The 15,856-nt window shown below is 43.3% G+C and carries 18 protein-coding genes, 1 other RNA gene and 2 riboswitches; of the genes, 10 read left to right on the plus strand and 9 right to left on the minus strand.

Annotated elements, in window-relative coordinates; translation table 11 throughout:
* Window positions 1-262 precede the first annotated feature (262 nt).
* The 5 genes from rpiA to CYCME_RS02335 all read right to left on the minus strand — a co-directional run bounded on the left by rpiA (window position 263) and on the right by CYCME_RS02335 (window position 2,560).
* Complete coding sequence (rpiA, locus tag CYCME_RS02320) at window positions 263-919, minus strand: ribose-5-phosphate isomerase RpiA (RefSeq protein WP_020932027.1); 657 nt, start codon at window positions 917-919, stop codon at window positions 263-265.
* Window positions 920-1,006: 87 nt separating this feature from the next.
* Window positions 1,007-1,630, minus strand: coding sequence for a 5-formyltetrahydrofolate cyclo-ligase (locus tag CYCME_RS12870; RefSeq protein ID WP_081651257.1), 624 nt, complete (start codon window positions 1,628-1,630; stop codon window positions 1,007-1,009).
* Window positions 1,631-1,638: 8 nt separating this feature from the next.
* Window positions 1,639-1,818, minus strand: a non-coding RNA gene (gene ssrS, locus CYCME_RS12875) — 6S RNA.
* Between the two features lie 218 nt (window positions 1,819-2,036).
* On the minus strand, window positions 2,037-2,339 hold the full coding sequence (locus tag CYCME_RS02330) for a cell division protein ZapA (protein WP_020932028.1): 303 nt from the start codon (window positions 2,337-2,339) through the stop codon (window positions 2,037-2,039).
* 2 nt (window positions 2,340-2,341) lie between these two features.
* Window positions 2,342-2,560: a TIGR02449 family protein gene (locus CYCME_RS02335; RefSeq protein ID WP_015006765.1), complete on the minus strand. Its 219-nt coding sequence runs from the start codon at window positions 2,558-2,560 to the stop codon at window positions 2,342-2,344.
* 123 nt (window positions 2,561-2,683) lie between these two features.
* Here CYCME_RS02335 and CYCME_RS02340 point away from each other — a divergent pair, with 123 nt between their 5' ends.
* The 4 genes from CYCME_RS02340 to CYCME_RS02355 are packed head-to-tail and all read left to right on the plus strand — an operon-like array spanning window position 2,684 to window position 6,963.
* Entirely contained in the window at window positions 2,684-3,247 is a 564-nt protein-coding gene (locus tag CYCME_RS02340) for a UPF0149 family protein (RefSeq protein ID WP_041932868.1), read from the plus strand.
* Between the two features lie 20 nt (window positions 3,248-3,267).
* Window positions 3,268-4,593, plus strand: a complete 1,326-nt coding sequence (pepP, locus tag CYCME_RS02345; RefSeq protein ID WP_020932030.1) for a Xaa-Pro aminopeptidase — start codon at window positions 3,268-3,270, stop codon at window positions 4,591-4,593.
* Entirely contained in the window at window positions 4,583-5,782 is a 1,200-nt protein-coding gene (gene ubiH, locus CYCME_RS02350; protein WP_020932031.1) for a 2-octaprenyl-6-methoxyphenyl hydroxylase, read from the plus strand. Before pepP ends, ubiH begins: the two co-directional genes overlap by 11 nt.
* Window positions 5,782-6,963 (plus strand): UbiH/UbiF/VisC/COQ6 family ubiquinone biosynthesis hydroxylase, encoded by a 1,182-nt coding sequence (locus CYCME_RS02355; RefSeq protein WP_020932032.1) that lies wholly within the window; start codon window positions 5,782-5,784, stop codon window positions 6,961-6,963. Before ubiH ends, CYCME_RS02355 begins: the two co-directional genes overlap by 1 nt.
* A gap of 2 nt (window positions 6,964-6,965) precedes the next feature.
* Here CYCME_RS02355 and CYCME_RS02360 read toward each other — a convergent pair whose 3' ends face one another.
* Complete coding sequence (locus CYCME_RS02360; RefSeq protein WP_020932033.1) at window positions 6,966-7,202, minus strand: TIGR02647 family protein; 237 nt, start codon at window positions 7,200-7,202, stop codon at window positions 6,966-6,968.
* Window positions 7,203-7,352: 150 nt separating this feature from the next.
* A riboswitch (glycine riboswitch) is annotated at window positions 7,353-7,441 on the plus strand.
* Between the two features lie 17 nt (window positions 7,442-7,458).
* Window positions 7,459-7,560: riboswitch (glycine riboswitch) on the plus strand.
* A 43-nt stretch (window positions 7,561-7,603) separates the two neighbouring features.
* Between CYCME_RS02360 and gcvT the strand changes: the two genes are divergently transcribed.
* The 6 genes from gcvT to CYCME_RS02390 all read left to right on the plus strand — a co-directional run bounded on the left by gcvT (window position 7,604) and on the right by CYCME_RS02390 (window position 13,491).
* Window positions 7,604-8,695, plus strand: a complete 1,092-nt coding sequence (gene gcvT, locus CYCME_RS02365; protein ID WP_020932035.1) for a glycine cleavage system aminomethyltransferase GcvT — start codon at window positions 7,604-7,606, stop codon at window positions 8,693-8,695.
* 65 nt (window positions 8,696-8,760) lie between these two features.
* A complete protein-coding gene (gene gcvH, locus CYCME_RS02370; protein WP_016390493.1) occupies window positions 8,761-9,150 on the plus strand; it encodes a glycine cleavage system protein GcvH in 390 nt (129 codons plus the stop codon).
* Between the two features lie 4 nt (window positions 9,151-9,154).
* Entirely contained in the window at window positions 9,155-10,519 is a 1,365-nt protein-coding gene (gene gcvPA / locus CYCME_RS02375) for an aminomethyl-transferring glycine dehydrogenase subunit GcvPA (RefSeq protein ID WP_020932036.1), read from the plus strand.
* An 11-nt stretch (window positions 10,520-10,530) separates the two neighbouring features.
* Complete coding sequence (tpx, locus tag CYCME_RS02380) at window positions 10,531-11,028, plus strand: thiol peroxidase (protein WP_015006756.1); 498 nt, start codon at window positions 10,531-10,533, stop codon at window positions 11,026-11,028.
* Window positions 11,029-11,044: 16 nt separating this feature from the next.
* The gene (gcvPB, locus tag CYCME_RS02385) at window positions 11,045-12,499 is read left to right on the plus strand and encodes an aminomethyl-transferring glycine dehydrogenase subunit GcvPB (RefSeq protein WP_020932037.1); all 1,455 of its coding nucleotides are present in this window, start codon (window positions 11,045-11,047) and stop codon (window positions 12,497-12,499) included.
* Complete coding sequence (locus CYCME_RS02390) at window positions 12,496-13,491, plus strand: carbohydrate kinase family protein (protein ID WP_015006754.1); 996 nt, start codon at window positions 12,496-12,498, stop codon at window positions 13,489-13,491. Before gcvPB ends, CYCME_RS02390 begins: the two co-directional genes overlap by 4 nt.
* A 166-nt stretch (window positions 13,492-13,657) precedes the next feature.
* Here the strand turns inward: CYCME_RS02390 and CYCME_RS02395 are convergent, their stop codons facing one another.
* The 3 genes from CYCME_RS02395 to CYCME_RS02405 form a co-directional block, all read right to left on the minus strand.
* Window positions 13,658-13,894: a hypothetical protein gene (locus CYCME_RS02395; RefSeq protein WP_020932038.1), complete on the minus strand. Its 237-nt coding sequence runs from the start codon at window positions 13,892-13,894 to the stop codon at window positions 13,658-13,660.
* 285 nt (window positions 13,895-14,179) lie between these two features.
* A complete protein-coding gene (locus tag CYCME_RS02400; protein ID WP_020932039.1) occupies window positions 14,180-14,944 on the minus strand; it encodes a metal ABC transporter permease in 765 nt (254 codons plus the stop codon).
* Complete coding sequence (locus CYCME_RS02405; protein WP_020932040.1) at window positions 14,941-15,840, minus strand: metal ABC transporter substrate-binding protein; 900 nt, start codon at window positions 15,838-15,840, stop codon at window positions 14,941-14,943. The genes CYCME_RS02400 and CYCME_RS02405 overlap by 4 nt, the downstream gene beginning before the upstream one ends.
* Window positions 15,841-15,856: the final 16 nt, after the last annotated feature.

Here is a 15,856-nt window from a genome sequence, read left to right on the forward strand (position 1 = left end):
TATTAAGCTGTTGTTTAAAATTGACTTCAATCATTTTTTTTGTTGCAATGCAATAAAATTATAATAAAATCAATTAGTTAAAAAAAATATATTGTTGCTTTTTTGCAAAAACACTGTATTATTCATTTTAAGAGCAAGGAGAGGGGAAAGACAGTTTCTTTTGTAGTTAGAAGAGCTGCATAAAAAATAATAATAAAAATAAAAACTAGGGGGCTTTTAGCCCCTTTTTTTTGCCTGAAATAAATGTCCTGGAGGCTTTGGTTTAAAGCGTTAAGGTTTGGGTCCCCTGTTCACTGGCAAGCAAAACAGTATCAGCCGACCGGTTAGCGAATAGGCCTGTTGTTACAACACCGGTAATGTTATTGAGTGTGTTTTCCAGTTTCATTGGCTCTAAAATATCTAAACGGTGAATATCTAAAATGACGTTGCCGTTATCAGTAATAAAATTTTCTCGCCAGACGGGCTGACCACCAAGTGCTGATATGGTTCGAGCAACATAACTTCTAGCCATCGGAATGACTTCTACAGGTAGCGGAAATTTGCCCAATCGAGAGACTAACTTGCTGTGGTCGGCAATACAAATAAAGTGTTTGCTGGCGGCGGCAATAATCTTTTCACGGGTCAAGGCACCACCGCCACCTTTTATGAGTTCTAAATTCGTATTAATTTCATCGGCTCCATCAACATAAATATCTAAAGTGCCCACGGCATTTAAATCAAGAACCGGGATGCCTAAAGCCAACAATCTTTCTGTGCTGGCCTCTGAACTTGAAACGGCACCTTCAAATTGATGCTTAAGAGGAGCCAATAAATCAATAAAGTGGTTGACCGTTGAGCCGGTACCAATGCCTAAAATACGGCAGTTCTTTACGTACGGGATAGCGGCTTGTGCGGCTAGTTTTTTTAAGTCGTCTTGCATGATTAAAAGATTGGCGTTAGTTGTTAAGAAGTATTCGTATGATATATCGCATCTAAGCGTAGTTAGAAGCTATTTAATCATCATTTTTTATAATGCATCGGATGAGTCGCCTAGTAGGCGTTGTTTTGCCTTGGCTGAAAAGCAGACCACTCCAAGCTCTGTGACGATGGCATCTAATGGAACATCCCAGGCTTCAGGCTTAATAGTATCAACCATTTGCAGGCTATAAGCGATACCCACTAAGAGCGGTTTTTTTTTGCATGCCGGACTCAACATAAAATTGAGTGTACGGTCATAGTAGCCGCCACCCATACCTATGCGATGGCCTAGCTGGTCAAAACCCACTAAAGGAATGAGTATGCTGGTTAATAATTTAGCAGGTAAATAGAGCTGTTTGGCAGGCTCGGGGATATTGAATCGATTATTTTCCAATGGATCGCCCCATAGATAAGAAGAGAATCTAAGTCTTTGCTTATTTAAAGCCGGGAGATAGTGTTTGCAGCGGGTCTTTGAGCAAGCTTGTATGAATAAATCGAGTGTCGGTTCACCATCATTAGCGAGGTAACTCGCAGCACTTGAGGAGCGAAGAAGAAGCCCTGTTTTTAACAAATGTTGGTTGATACTGTAATCAAATCGGGCTCTATCAGAGGTCGAAATAGCGTTACGCCTGCGTCGTAATGATTGTCTTAAGGAAGGTATTAATTGGGTCATAAAATAGGGCGCTTCCCGCCAGTGCCGTATTCAGGTTTCTACCTTGAACCGATAGGTTCAAGTGGGAGTCGGACATTTGCATTAGGCTTCTCTATGTAGAGCGTGCACACCAACAAAATGATCTGTCTTCCCGGGTAGGTAATTAGGTCCAAGGGCATTTCACCTTAACTCGAACACCGCAGGAAACGCACTGACAGTGTAACCCTATGAAAAAAAATTAACAGTATATTTTTTACATTTAAAGAGAGATAAAAAATATTTTTATTATTTTACAGCTGATCAAGATGTTTTCTAAAGAGTGTAAAGCCGCTTCGTTTTGCAGCTAAGGTTAAACAGATTGCGGTTGATGTCGTATGAAGCCTATCTAATTTAATGAATAGGGCAAATTAAAGTTAAAGTAGGAAAACTATTTACCGAAGGAGTCTATGGCAAAGTCTAGTTTATTTTGAAGGGCGATTATTTTGTCACTAATATTTAAAGAGGCGCCGCTTTTTTTTTGGTTTTCAACTAAAAAATCATGTGTGATATTGAGGCCAGCCATTACGGCTATGCGGTCTAAGCCTACTACTCGTCCGGATTTTTTAATGCTTTGCATTTTTTCATCTAAAAACCGAGCAGAAGACTCAAGCCCTGCTCGCTCATTTTCAGAGCAGCTGACTCGGTATTCTTTATCTAGTAGGTGTAAGGTGACAGTCGTGGAAGTTGACATGCTTATATTTCCATTAATTTAAGCCTAGAAATCATTGACTCAATACGCGTTTTAGCTTTTTCAGTTTTATCCATTAAAGCACTGCGTTGTTGAATGAGATCGGCTTGCTGGCTCTTGAGTTGTTGGTTTTCTTCATGCAGGTTTTGGCACACTTGAACAAGTGCGTCAATTTTCTGCTCAAGGTGTTGCAAGTCAATTTCTGGGTTTTGTTCTTTATTCACAAGATAAATAGTAGGTGTGATTGCTGAGAAGGTCAATACCGTTAGTAATATAGTCGGTAAGTTTTGGTGCCTCGGTCACGTAATGATAGCATAGCCACATTGATAAATTGTTTGGAGTGGGCAGTGAAACGTTTAGGTAATTATGAGGATTTGCAGTTAATTTTTGATGAGCATGATGCTGGTATGAATGTGTCTGAAGCACATGGCTTGGCGTCAGGCATGCTATGTGTGCAATTTGATGCAGACTTTAATCGTTGGATAAGTGCAATATTTGATACGGAAGATCAGCTAAAAGCCTTAACGAATGAGGATAAGCAAGGCTTAATTGGTTTGTTTCAAGGTACATTGGAATTGCTCAAAACCGATGAGTTTATTTTTGACTTGTTGCTACCCTATGAGGAGGAACGGATTGGTGTGCGGGCAGTTGCCATGAGTGAATGGTGCCAGGGTTTTTTATATGGCGTGGCTTATATGGGGGTCGGTGATGATAAAGATTGGAGTGAGGACTGTAGAGGCATATTAAGAGATTTAATGGAGATTTCACGTTTAGATGCCGACAACTCAGATGAGTCAGATGAGCAAGCGTTTATGGAGTTACAAGAATACGTGCGGATGGGCGTGCAAATTTTAATGCAAGAACTGCAACCAGATAGCGATTCATCAACGGAACAACCAACGCTTCACTAGCGAGATATAAAGGAGGCTTTGTGATAGAAGAGCAAAAAGAATTTGCCCGTAGAAGGCAGCAATTTTTACGCATGGTGGGTGAAGGGAATATTGCGGTGATCGCCAGCGCATCTATTATGCAACGTAATAGCGATGTGGAATTTCATTTTCGTCAAAACAGTGACTTCTTTTATTTAAGCGGTTTTGATGAGCCTGAATCGGTGATTGTGTTTGTACCAGGTAGGGAACAAGGCGAGTATGTTTTATTTTGCCGAGAATATGATGAGAAAACCGCTTTATGGGTAGGGGCGAGTGCGGGCTTAGAAGGCGCGGTTCGTGATTATGCTGTAGATGATGCATTTCCGATTGATGATATCGATGATATTTTGCCTGGCTTATTGGAAAATAAAAATCGGTTGTATTTCCCAATGGGGGCACAGCCTGATTTTGACCAACAATTGATGGATTGGTCTCAGCAAGTAAGAGGCCGCTCTAGGGCAGGGGTATCAGCACCCGCAGAGTTTATTTCGTCAGATCATATTTTGCATGAAATGAGGCTTATAAAGTCAGCACAAGAAATTAAATGGATGAAAAAGGCGGCAAAAATATCAGTTAAAGCACATATTAAGGCTATGCAATCTTGTCGTCCGGGGATGTATGAATATCAAGTTGAGGCAAACCTTAAGCACTGTTTTATGAGTCATGGCGCACAGCAAGAAGCCTACCCAGCGATTGTCGGTGGTGGGCATAATGGATGTGTTCTGCATTACATAGATAATAATGCCGTATTAAATGATGGTGATTTATTGTTGATTGATGCGGGTTGTGAATGGAAAAAATATGCATCTGACATTACCCGAACTTTCCCCGTAAATGGTGTGTTTAATGAAGAGCAAAAAGCGCTCTATCAATTAGTATTAGATGCCCAGTACGCAGCTATAGAGCAAGTTAAACCCGGTAACCATTGGAACGACCCGCATGATGCTGCGGTTGAGGTGTTAACAAAAGGTTTGGTTAGGCTTGGTTTGTTGCAAGGTAGCTTGTCAACATTGATTAAAAATGAGGCCTATAAGCCGTATTATATGCATCGTACAGGGCATTGGTTAGGGATGGATGTACACGATGTTGGGGATTATAAATTAGATGATCAATGGCGCTTGCTGGAGCCCGGCATGGTGTTGACCGTTGAGCCTGGTTTGTATATTCACCCAAATGCTAATGAAGTCGATAAAAAGTGGCGTGGGATGGGGATACGCATTGAAGATGATGTGCTTGTCACTAAAAAAGGGCATGAAGTGTTGACTGATAGTGTGCCTAAAGAAATTAAAGACATCGAGTCGCTGATGAGCAAGGTTAATGACGACTGATTACGATCTTATTATTATTGGCAGTGGGATGGTCGGTGCATGTCTAGGTTTGGCGCTGAGCCAGACATCGCGCCGTGTTGCTATTGTAGAGGCAAAGACCATCGATGAAAAACAAGCCGATAGTGTAGGGAAAAGAGCAATAGCCTTGTCTTGGGGTAGTAGGGGAATTCTTGAACAGTTAAATAGTTGGCAAGAGCTGAGTGATGAAGCGATGCCAATACGGCATATACATGTTTCCGATAAAGGACATTTTGGTAAAACGAGACTGTCAGCACAAAACCAGCAGGTTGAGGCGCTGGGGTATGTGGTAGAGGCTAGGTGCATTGAGTCGGTTGTTTCGACCAAGTTGGCAGCTACCACGGTAGATGTTTTATCGCCGGCAACGCTAAGTGATTATACGGTTAATGACAACGGTGTAGAGGTGATTGTTAGTGTTAATGGGAAAGAGCAAACACTGTCTTGCAAACTATTAGTTGGTGCAGATGGCGGGCTGTCAAAAGTTCGTCAACTAGGCCCTTTTGAATTAAAAGAATATCCTTACGATCAGCAAGCGATCACGGGCTTAATACATGTTGAGTCAGATGGAAATGACGTTGCTTATGAGCGGTTTACTAGCGAAGGTCCAATTGCGATGTTGCCGCATTTTGATGGGCTTTATTCGTTAGTTTGGACAAAGCCGTCTAGTGTAGCCGAACAGGTGAAAAACCTATCAGAGGACGCTTTTCTGCAGAGGTTGCAATCACGCTTTGGGCAGTGGTTAGGGGAGTTGTCGCTAGCGGGAAGCTGCCAAATGTTTCCATTGAGTCTGTCGCATGTTCCGCAGAATATTTCAAATCGAGTAGTGTTGATTGGTAATGCTGCACACCAACTTCATCCAGTGGCGGGGCAAGGGTTTAATCTTGGCCTGCGTGATGCAGCCATGCTAGCAGGGGTGATCATCTCAGCGCAGAAAGATGAGGAGCTTGATGATGTGCTTGAAGTTTATGCGCGACATCGCAAAACAGACCAAGCATTAATAACAGGGTTTACCGACAGTGTGATTAAATTATTTTCAACAGATAACGCGGCGCTGAGTGTGATGCGAAATAGTGGTTTGTTAATGTTGGACAACATCCCCTTGTTGAAGAACGAGTTTGCGCGACAGGCTATGGGCTTAGGTGCTCCAATCGCAAGGTTAAAGGTCAGTTAATGAGCGAAAAAAAATACCAAGTAGCGATTATTGGTGGCGGCATAACGGGAGCAACAGTGGCTTGTTTGTTGGCTGAAAAAGGCATCTCGGTTGCCCTGGTGGATGCTGGCGATCCATCTGCTGAATGGCCTCAGGAGAGTTATGATTTACGTGTTTCTGCACTCACCCTTGCCTCGATTAACGTGTTTAAATCATTAGGGGTTTGGGACGAGATTGTTCAATTGGGTGAGCAGCCAATTGAAAAAATGTATGTGTGGGATCATTTCGGTAGTGGTGAGTTAGCCATCGATTCGGCCGAGGCTGGTGAAATGCAGATGGGTGCGGTGGTGGAAAATCGCATTACTGTCTTAGCATTATGGAAAAAACTACAGCTGTTAAAAAGCTGCGATGTTTTTAAATTAACGCAATTGATGAGTTTTGAGACTAATGAAGATGGTGTGTCGATTCAGTTGTCAAAGAATACCCAGGTCAACGCCCAGCTATTGGTGGGCGCTGATGGATCAAATTCTAAAATACGGCAACTAAGTGGAATAGAACACTATGGTTGGAGTTATCAGCAAAAAGCGCTGGTGGCGATAATCAAACCGGAAAAACTACACCAAAATACTGCTTGGCAGCGGTTCTTGCCAGAAGGTCCTTTAGCTTTATTGCCTTTACGCGATGGTTTGATCTCTATTGTTTGGACATCGTCGGTGGAAACAACAGAAGGTTACTTAGCCTTGTCGGACTCGGATTTTTGTAGAGAGTTAGTAGAGGCGTCTGAGCAGCAGCTTGGTAAGCTTGAGTTGGTAAGCCAACGCGGAGCATTTCCATTAGCGTTACAGTTTTCATCGCAATATTGTCAGCAGAGAATGGTTTTGATTGGTGATGCGATTCACACCATTCATCCGCTTGCAGGGCAAGGCGCAAATTTGGGGCTCAAAGATGCTACGGTATTAGCCGATGTGGTGTTAAAAGCACATATAGCAAAACGCGATATAGCCAGTGAGCAGGTATTGCGACGTTATGAGCGTCAGCGTAAGGGCGACAATTTGTTAATGATGGGCATTATGGATGGCTTTAAACGGCTTTTCGCTGCAGATCAATCACTTATTAAGCTGACTAGAAGTTCGGGTATGGGTTTGATTAACCAGTCGGCGTTATTGAAAAACCAAATTTGCAAATATGCTATGGGGGTTTAAGTTCAATCAGTTGTCAGTAGGCCCGAAATAGACAGTGTGTGTTCGGCCGCCTTTCTGCCAATAGACGTTAAATATCCGCCATCTTTTTTGTCGATTAACCCTTTATTGAACAAGCGAGCGGCGGCATCAATAGTTGCTGGGCTAGCGTCGTGATGTATTTTTATGCCCTGCTCGGTATTGCTAAGATCGTACTGTATAAGGATGTTAAGTTCATCAATGAGTTCTTGGTTGAATTTCATTATTAATCCCCCTAAGTTGGACCGCATACATTCTTTTTAATGTGGGTGAAACAGTAACACTATTTTTCAGTGTGGGCAAAAAGATCCGATGGCTTGAAAATTTTTGTTGATGGAAATAGTGACTTTAGCAGGGTACAATGGATTATCAATTAACCTCTTTTGGGAGAGATCGGTATAACACCGACGCCGAAGGCGCAATTCGCTCGGAATCGCTCAGGCAAATGGACCATAAGAGAATTTACCGGCTTGCCGGTAATCAGTTGACTCTGGAGAGAGGTTAGGCGGATACGTTTAGCCCACCGAAGAGGCAAGAGGGCAAAAGCTCTTAAACTTTCAGGTTTTGGACAGAGGGGCGGCATGTGGTTTCCGCGTGCCGCCCTTTTTTTGTGCGGAGAAATTAGATGACTAAAAAGACAATTTTAAATGATGCGCACCGTGAACTGGGTGCCCGAATGGTGGATTTTGGTGGCTGGGATATGCCAGTAAATTATGGTTCGCAAATAGATGAACACCATGTGGTCAGACAATCGGTTGGCATGTTTGATGTGTCGCATATGACTGTTATTGATATTAATGGCGCGCAAGCGAAAGCTTTTTTACAATACCTGTTAGCGAATGATGTGGCGAAGCTAACTCGACAGGGAAAAGCTTTATATAGTTGCATGCTGAATGAAGCAGCGGGCATTATTGATGACCTTATTGTTTATTTTTTAGACGATAATAATTATCGTCTAGTGGTTAATGCTTCAACGCGAGAGAAAGATTTAGCGTGGATTGAAAAGCAAGCCGACACATTTGAAGTGACCGTGACAGAGCGGCCTCAATTGGCAATGATTGCAGTACAAGGTCCAAAGGCTCGTCAAAAAGTTTGCCCATTATTACCGGAGCGGTTAGGGCTGTCGGCAGCTGAAATTAAACCATTTAGTGCCTGTTGGTATGGTGAGTGGTTTATTGGCAGAACCGGCTACACCGGAGAGGATGGCTTTGAGATTATACTGCCCGAAGAGAAAGCAGAAGGTTTTTGGAAACAGTTAATCGAAGTGGGTGTTAAACCGTGTGGTTTGGGCGCAAGAGATACGTTAAGGCTGGAAGCAGGTATGAATTTATACGGTCAAGATATGGATGAAAGCAAACATCCTCTAGAGTCTGGCTTAGCATGGACGGTAGCCTTTCAACCTGAAAACCGTCAATTTATTGGCCGTTCAGCGCTTGAAACGATAAACGCTAACGGTGTCAGCGATCAGTTTGTAGGTCTGCTGCTAGAAGATAAAGGCATTCTCAGAGGGCATCAAAAAGTCGTCTTGCAAGATGGCTCTACTGGCGAAATAACCAGTGGCGGGTATTCGCCGACAATGGAACGTTCTATTGCGCTGGCACGTGTACCAGCAAATATTGCTGAAACATGTAAAATTGATATTCGTGGCAAACTTAAAACGGCAAGGGTAGTCAGCCCTTGTTTTGTTCGTCATGGGGACGTACAGGTAACGTTATAACAACATCAAGCGAAATGATCGCTTAAACGAAATAAGTGCCCTTGGGGACAAAGAGAGGAAAAAACATGTCAAATACACCTGATGATAGAAAATATGCGGATTCTCATGAATGGGCATTACTGGAAGCCGATGGTAATATTCGCGTTGGGATAACCGATCATGCGCAAGAACTATTAGGAGATTTAGTTTTTGTTGAGTTACCTGAGGCTGGCCAAGCTGTTGGTAAAGGCGATGAGTGCAGCGTTGTTGAATCGGTAAAGGCGGCGTCAGATATCTATAGCCCCGTAACAGGGGAAATTGTAGCGGTTAATGACGCATTAGAAGATAGTCCAGAAGCAATTAATGAGTCACCATATGACGAGGGTTGGATTTTTGTCGTAAAACCGACTGATGCCAGTGAGCTGGATGATTTATTGGCTGCTGAAGGCTACGAAAACTTAATCGACGACGAGTAATAATATGCCCTTTATTCCCCATTCAGAGCAAGATATCGAACAAATGCTATCGGTCATTGGCGCGGATAGTATTGAAGACTTGTTTGATGAAATCCCGGCAAGTTTACGGTGTGGTGATTTAGAGAAAATCCCACAAGGTATGAACGAGATGGAAGTGACTCGTCTACTTCGAGACCGTGCGGCACAAGATGGCTTACCACTATGCTTCTTAGGTGCCGGTGCTTACGAACACCATATACCTGCTGCTGTTTGGGAAATAACCACGCGTGGTGAGTTTTATAGTGCGTATACACCCTATCAAGCCGAAGCTTCGCAAGGAACCTTACAGTTGTTGTATGAATTTCAGTCGATGATGGCCAGTTTAATGGGCATGGATGTATCAAATGCATCGCTGTATGACGGTGCTTCGGCACTCGCTGAGGCTGTTCTAATGGCGGTGCGTGCGAATAAAAAGTCTAAATCACGAAAAATATTAATGCCGGTGACGACGAACCCTGTTTATCGTTCAGTAACAGAGGCGATTGTCAACAATCAAGATATTGAACTGGTGGCCGTGCCGTATGATTCAGAAACGGGCCAAACTGATTTAAATGCGCTCGACTCGTTTTCAGGCGAAGATTTTTCTGCCTTGGTGATTCCCCAGCCTAACTTTTTTGGTGTGATAGAAAACGTAGATGCTTTAACTGCATGGGCAGCTGAGAATAAAATGCTGTCAATCGCTGTGGTTAACCCAGTAGCCATGGCATTGTTAAAACCACCAGGTGAGTGGGGGCAAACAGGTGTTGATATTGTTTGTGGGGAAGGCCAGCCACTGGGTGTTCCGTTAGCGTCAGGCGGGCCGTATTTTGGCTTTATGTGCTGTAAACAAAAGCATGTTAGACAAATGCCTGGTCGAATTATTGGTCGGACAACAGATCTAGATGGTAAAGAAGGGTTCACCTTAACGTTGCAGGCCCGCGAGCAGCATATTAGGCGTTCAAAAGCGACATCAAATATTTGTACAAACCAAGGGTTATTGGTAACAGCGGCAACTATTTATATGTCCTTGCTTGGTCCAGAGGGACTTAAAAAAGTAGCACTCAATTCACATAAAAACACCCAACTTTTACGCAATCGCTTGCAAGCTATAAAGGGTGTGAAAACAGTGTTTAATGCTCCCAACTTTCATGAGTGCGTTCTTCAGTTGGACATGGACGTTAAACAATTAATTGATACGTTGGCGCGAGAGCACCATATTTTGGCTGGTTTTGAAGTGTCTGCGCATTACCCTGAATTAGGTAATGCCTTGATGGTTTGTGCTACTGAAACACGCACAGAAAACGACATTGAGCAATTTGCAACGACGCTCGATACATTATTAAACGGATAGGAGAAATAACCATGGCAACAATTACACTACAAAGTAATGAGATTCATACAAACGGCGATGTTCCTGCAGTGGGTTCAAACGCGCCAGACTTCAGCCTAACAACTAAAGAGTTGGCCGATGTATCGCTCGCAGATTATGCCGGTAAAAAGAAAATAATTAGCATTGTGCCAAGCTTGGACACACCAACTTGTCAGCTATCAACCAAAAAATTGAATGAATACGCTAAGAGCCACCCTAATACAGTGATTCTTGTTGTATCGGCGGATTTACCATTTGCAATGTCGCGCTTTTGTGGCGACGAGGGCTTAGAAAATGTCGTTACCTTGTCAATGATGCGCGATCGTAACTTCGCAAAAGATTATGGTGTGCTGATTGGTGATGGACCGCTGAAAGGTATTACAGCGAGAGCGTTAATTAGTTTAGATGAAAACAATAATGTAAAAACGTCAGAATTGGTGGCTGAAATTGCCGATGAGCCGGATTACGAGACAGCATTAGCCGCACTATAAAAGAGATAAATTTGACATGCTGATATTCGAGCAATCGCACAGTGGGCGGGCGTCAAACGCTCAGTTGCCGCAAGATAATGAAGCTTTGGCTTCATTGCCTGCAGACGCCTTAAGAACCTCCAAGCCAAATTTACCTGAGGTTTCAGAAATGCAGGTGGTGCGTCATTTTACGCGCTTATCTCAGAAAAACTTCTCGATAGATACGCATTTTTACCCGTTGGGTTCTTGTACGATGAAATACAACCCACGTGCCTGCAATACGCTAGCGAGTTTACCTGAATTTACTGGGCGGCACCCACTTGGGCCTAGCTTGCACGGTCAGGGGTTTTTATCGTGCATGTATGAACTACAAGGCATGTTAAAAGAGGTTACAGGGATGCAGGCAGTCTCTTTGTCTCCTGCGGCGGGTGCTCAAGGTGAGTTCGCGGGTGTGGCGATGATTAAAGCCTATCACGATGAGCGTAACGATACGGCGCGTTGTGAAATCTTAGTCCCTGATGCGGCACATGGTACTAACCCAGCATCGGCTGTTATGTGTGGTTATAAAGTGCGAGAAATCCCCACTGGAAAGAATGGTGATGTTGATATTGAGGCGCTAAAAGAGGCGATTGGCCCGCAAACTGCGGGCATTATGCTGACAAATCCAAGTACGTTAGGTGTCTTTGATCGTAAAATAAAAGAGATCGCTGGCATTGTGCATGATGCCGGGGGGTTGTTGTATTACGATGGGGCTAACTTGAATGCCATTTTGGGTAAAGTACGCCCCGGTGATATGGGTTTTGATGTGATTCATATGAACTTGCACAAAACGTTCTCTACACCACATGGTGGTGGTGGGCCAGGGGCAGGGCCAGTAGGCGTCAGCAAGCGCTTGAAACCGTACTTGCCAGTACCAATTGTTGGTAAGAAAGAAGGGCAGTACGTGTTATTAGATGAACAAGATTGCCCTAAGACGATTGGTCGCTTGTCTGCTTTTGCAGGTAATGCGGGTGTTTTGTTACGAGCTTATATCTATGCAAAAATGCTCGGTAGAGAGGGGATGTCACGTGTTGCAGACTTTGCGACCTTGAATGCAAACTATTTATTGAAACGTTTAATGTCGGCAGGTTATGACGCTGCATACCCTGAGCGGCGTGCTACACACGAATTTATTCTAACGCTTAAAAAACAAGCAAAAGAACTTGATGTAACGGCGATGGATGTGGCGAAACGTCTCTTGGATTATGACTTCCATGCGCCAACAACCTACTTCCCATTGTTAATACCTGAGTGTTTGTTAATTGAGCCAACAGAAACTGAAGCTAAAGAAACGCTCGATGAATTTGTCGACACGATGGCGAAAATTTTAGATGAGGCAAAAATGCAGCCAGAAAGCTTAAAAAATGCGCCTTATAGTCTACCTGTAAGACGCTTAGATGATGTCAAAGCGGTTAAACAGTTGGATGTAGTATGGCAGGAGTTAAACCAATGAGTGCTGTAGAGTCAAAGGATATAAATGCCGAAGCGGGTGCTGACATGAACGCTAAGCCTCAATCAGCATTAATTTGTGGCTCAATGGCATTTGATACGATTATGGTGTTTCCTGATAAATTTCAACACCATATATTGCCCGATAAAGTACATATGTTGAATGTATCCTTTTTTGTACCTGAGTTACGCCGTGAGTTTGGTGGTTGTGCAGGCAATATTGCTTATAATTTACATTTGTTGGGTGAAAACGCATTGCCCATGGCAACAGTGGGTAAAGATTTCGCTTCTTATGCGCAATGGATGCTTAAAACAGGCGTAAAGCAAGACTATCTAAAAGTGCTGGAAGATGACTTTACCGGTCAAGCTTATATCACCAGTGATATGGATGATAACCAAATTACTGCTTTTCACCCTGGCGCAATGGGACGCTCCGAGCTTAACAAGGTGCCTAGCGATGCGAATATAAGCATTGGAATAGTCTCCCCGGATGGTAAAGCAGGGATGATTGAACATGCTAAGCAATTTGTTGAAGCGGGTATTCCATTTGTTTTTGACCCGGGTCAAGGTATGCCAATGTTTGATAGCGATGAATTAAAAACGTTTATTGAACAAGCAACATGGGTGACTTTAAATGATTATGAAGCGGCGATGTTGCAAGAAAAGACGGGCCTTTCACCACATGAAATAGCTGAGCAAGTAGAGGCATTAATTATTACTAAAGGCGCAGAAGGGTCGTTGGTTTATACCAAGACGGAGCGTATCGATATTCCGCCTGCAAAAGCAACAGCATTGGTCGACCCCACAGGGTGTGGTGATGCTTATCGCGGTGGCTTGCTATACGGCTTGATGAATGGCTTGGATTGGGAAGTAACAGGGCGTATTGCGGGGCTAATGGGGGCGATTAAAATAGCCCATGCGGGTACGCAAAACCATGTTGTGACGCTAGATGAGCTCAAAATGCAGTATGCAGAACAGTTTGGCGGCTCATTTTAAAGAAGTTGTTATAAAAGGGGTGTAGGACGACCTATATCGTCGTGCAATGACGACATTAAGCCCTAAAGCTAACCGAGCCGTTATCAACGGCTGGTTAACAGTATTGGCTAATATGAGTCGCGAAATACACGACTCATATTAGCTATTGTTACAGCGAAGCGGTCATTTATTTTTTAAATGAGTTAAAAAATTCTTGGGTTGCTTCAAGGTTGTTTGCCATTATTTTCTTAAAAGCGTTAGTAATGTGATAAAGGTCTGTTGGTTTGCCTTCAATAATTCGTTTATAGAAAATACCTGTTTCTTTTGTTGCTTTAGAGGCACCTTCAACAAGCGTTTCGTTTAGCTCGGTTGCGTGTGTAATGGCCTCTTTAGACTTGGTTTCTAGTTCATCTATGGCTGTCATAATCTGTTCCTTTGTTAAATGATGCAGTGCACAATATCTCATGCCGTATCTTTTATGTCAACACAAGAATATAAATTTTATTGGCGTGCTGGGTCTCTAGTTAGCTTATGAAAACAGCTTGCTAAGGCTAGCCTAGCCAGTAGTTTTCACAGCCTTAAATGGCGGTTAATGGGCTATGCTGATAGAAATGGAGGCTCTTCAAATACTAGAGCCTCCGTTGAAAGTTAAAGTTAAGAACTGGCTGAAGAACAGTTACATTTTAGGTCTTTAATGAGCGCTTAATTGTTAATTAAGCTGCTGTGAAGAAGGTTTGACAATAAATTTGAATAATAAGGCAGTTATTGCAATGCTCCAGACGATAACAGCACCGCTGGGTAAATCAAATAATGATGAGCCAATTAAGCCAAACCCATAACCGCTGGCACCAATGAGAAAACCAATTAAGAGTGGTTTTTTATGCCCCAGGCTACCCAGTGCAGGAATAATTAAGCTCGCAAACACTAGATACACCCCGATCAGTTGAACAGAGTTGGTAACCGCTAACGCAAATAAAATGTAAAAAACAAGATTACCTAAGCGGTTTCGAAAGTTAAATAATAGCCAGACAATTAAGCAGGTTACCAAGGCCGTAGGTAAAAGTTGATCGCTAGTGGTCCATAATATTTGACCGACCAGTAAGTCTTTCAGTGAATCACCGCCATGTGGGTTATTAGCAAGCAGCAAAATACTAGCGGTAGCGGCTAAGATAAAACTAATGCCAATAAGGGCTTCTTGGTGTTTTCCCCAGTGCTTTTCGGCCCAGCTTAAGCCTAATGCGCCGATTAAAGAAGCAGATAAAGCGGCGACTTGAACCTCCCAGCCATGTGCTTCCCAGCCAAAATGCCAGGCTACGATAACCCCTAAACCAGCCATTTGTGCAATAGCTAGATCAATAAAAATAATGCCGCGTTTCAGAACTTCTTGCCCAAGGGGGACATGTGTTGTGAGGACCAGTAGGCCGACAATAAATGCCGGCCCAATAATCGAAAGTTGAAGTCCTTCAATGTTCATGATGTAACATTTAATAATTGACTGAGGAGTCGATCAAACCAATTAATTAGAGTTTCATTATTATCAGGGCTGAGGGGTAAAGCAATGGCGGGAAGCGCCGTTTTACTGCTTAGCCAACGTGCCGATTTATCACTTTGGTAACTAGCATAAAGTAACATCTGAGCAGGTTCTTTTTTCAATGTGCTTAGTACCTTAGCAAGGTGAGTGCTACTTGCTGGAATACCGGGTTTTGGCTCTAGAGTTGCTACTTGCTTTAAACCTAACCAGCTTGATAGATAGACCCAATTATTATGGCTTACAACGATAGGTTTATCGCGTAATGGTTTGCTTCGCTGTTCCCATTGCTGCATTGCCTGTTGCCATTGCTGAGTAAAGGTTGCTAGGTTGTGTTGGTAATATGCTTGATGAGAGGGATCAATCATTGCTAGCCTGTCAGCTAAGGCCACGGAGACTTGAGCGATGCGTTTAGGGTCTAGGTGAAAATGAGGGTTTCCGGCAGCATGAATATCACCGAGACTACGATCAAGCACGGTTGGTTTGTCCATCAGGCTAACGTAGTCAGCAGCCATAAAATAGCCTGTTTGACCGACCTGCACATTAGGGTTAGCAGATTTACGTAGTAATAAAGGAAGCCAGCCTGTTTCGAGGTCTGCACCTGTGCAAACTAACAGGTTGGCGCGGCGCATTCTGGCAATCAGGCTGGGGCGTGCTTGTATATGATGAGGGTCTTGCATCGCAGTTGTAGCGCTGTTGACGTGCACTTTATCACCACCGAGAGCTTTAGTTAGCGCTGCCCATTCAGGTTCACATGCAAATATATTGAGTTCAGCATGGGCGTAAAATGGGCTGAGCAGAGTGAGTAATAAAATAAATGTTTTTTTCCATGGATGTAACATAATTGTCTCCAAACAA

Origin of the sequence: Cycloclasticus zancles 78-ME, from assembly GCF_000442595.1 — a bacterium.
Lineage (GTDB): Bacteria > Pseudomonadota > Gammaproteobacteria > Methylococcales > Cycloclasticaceae > Cycloclasticus > Cycloclasticus pugetii.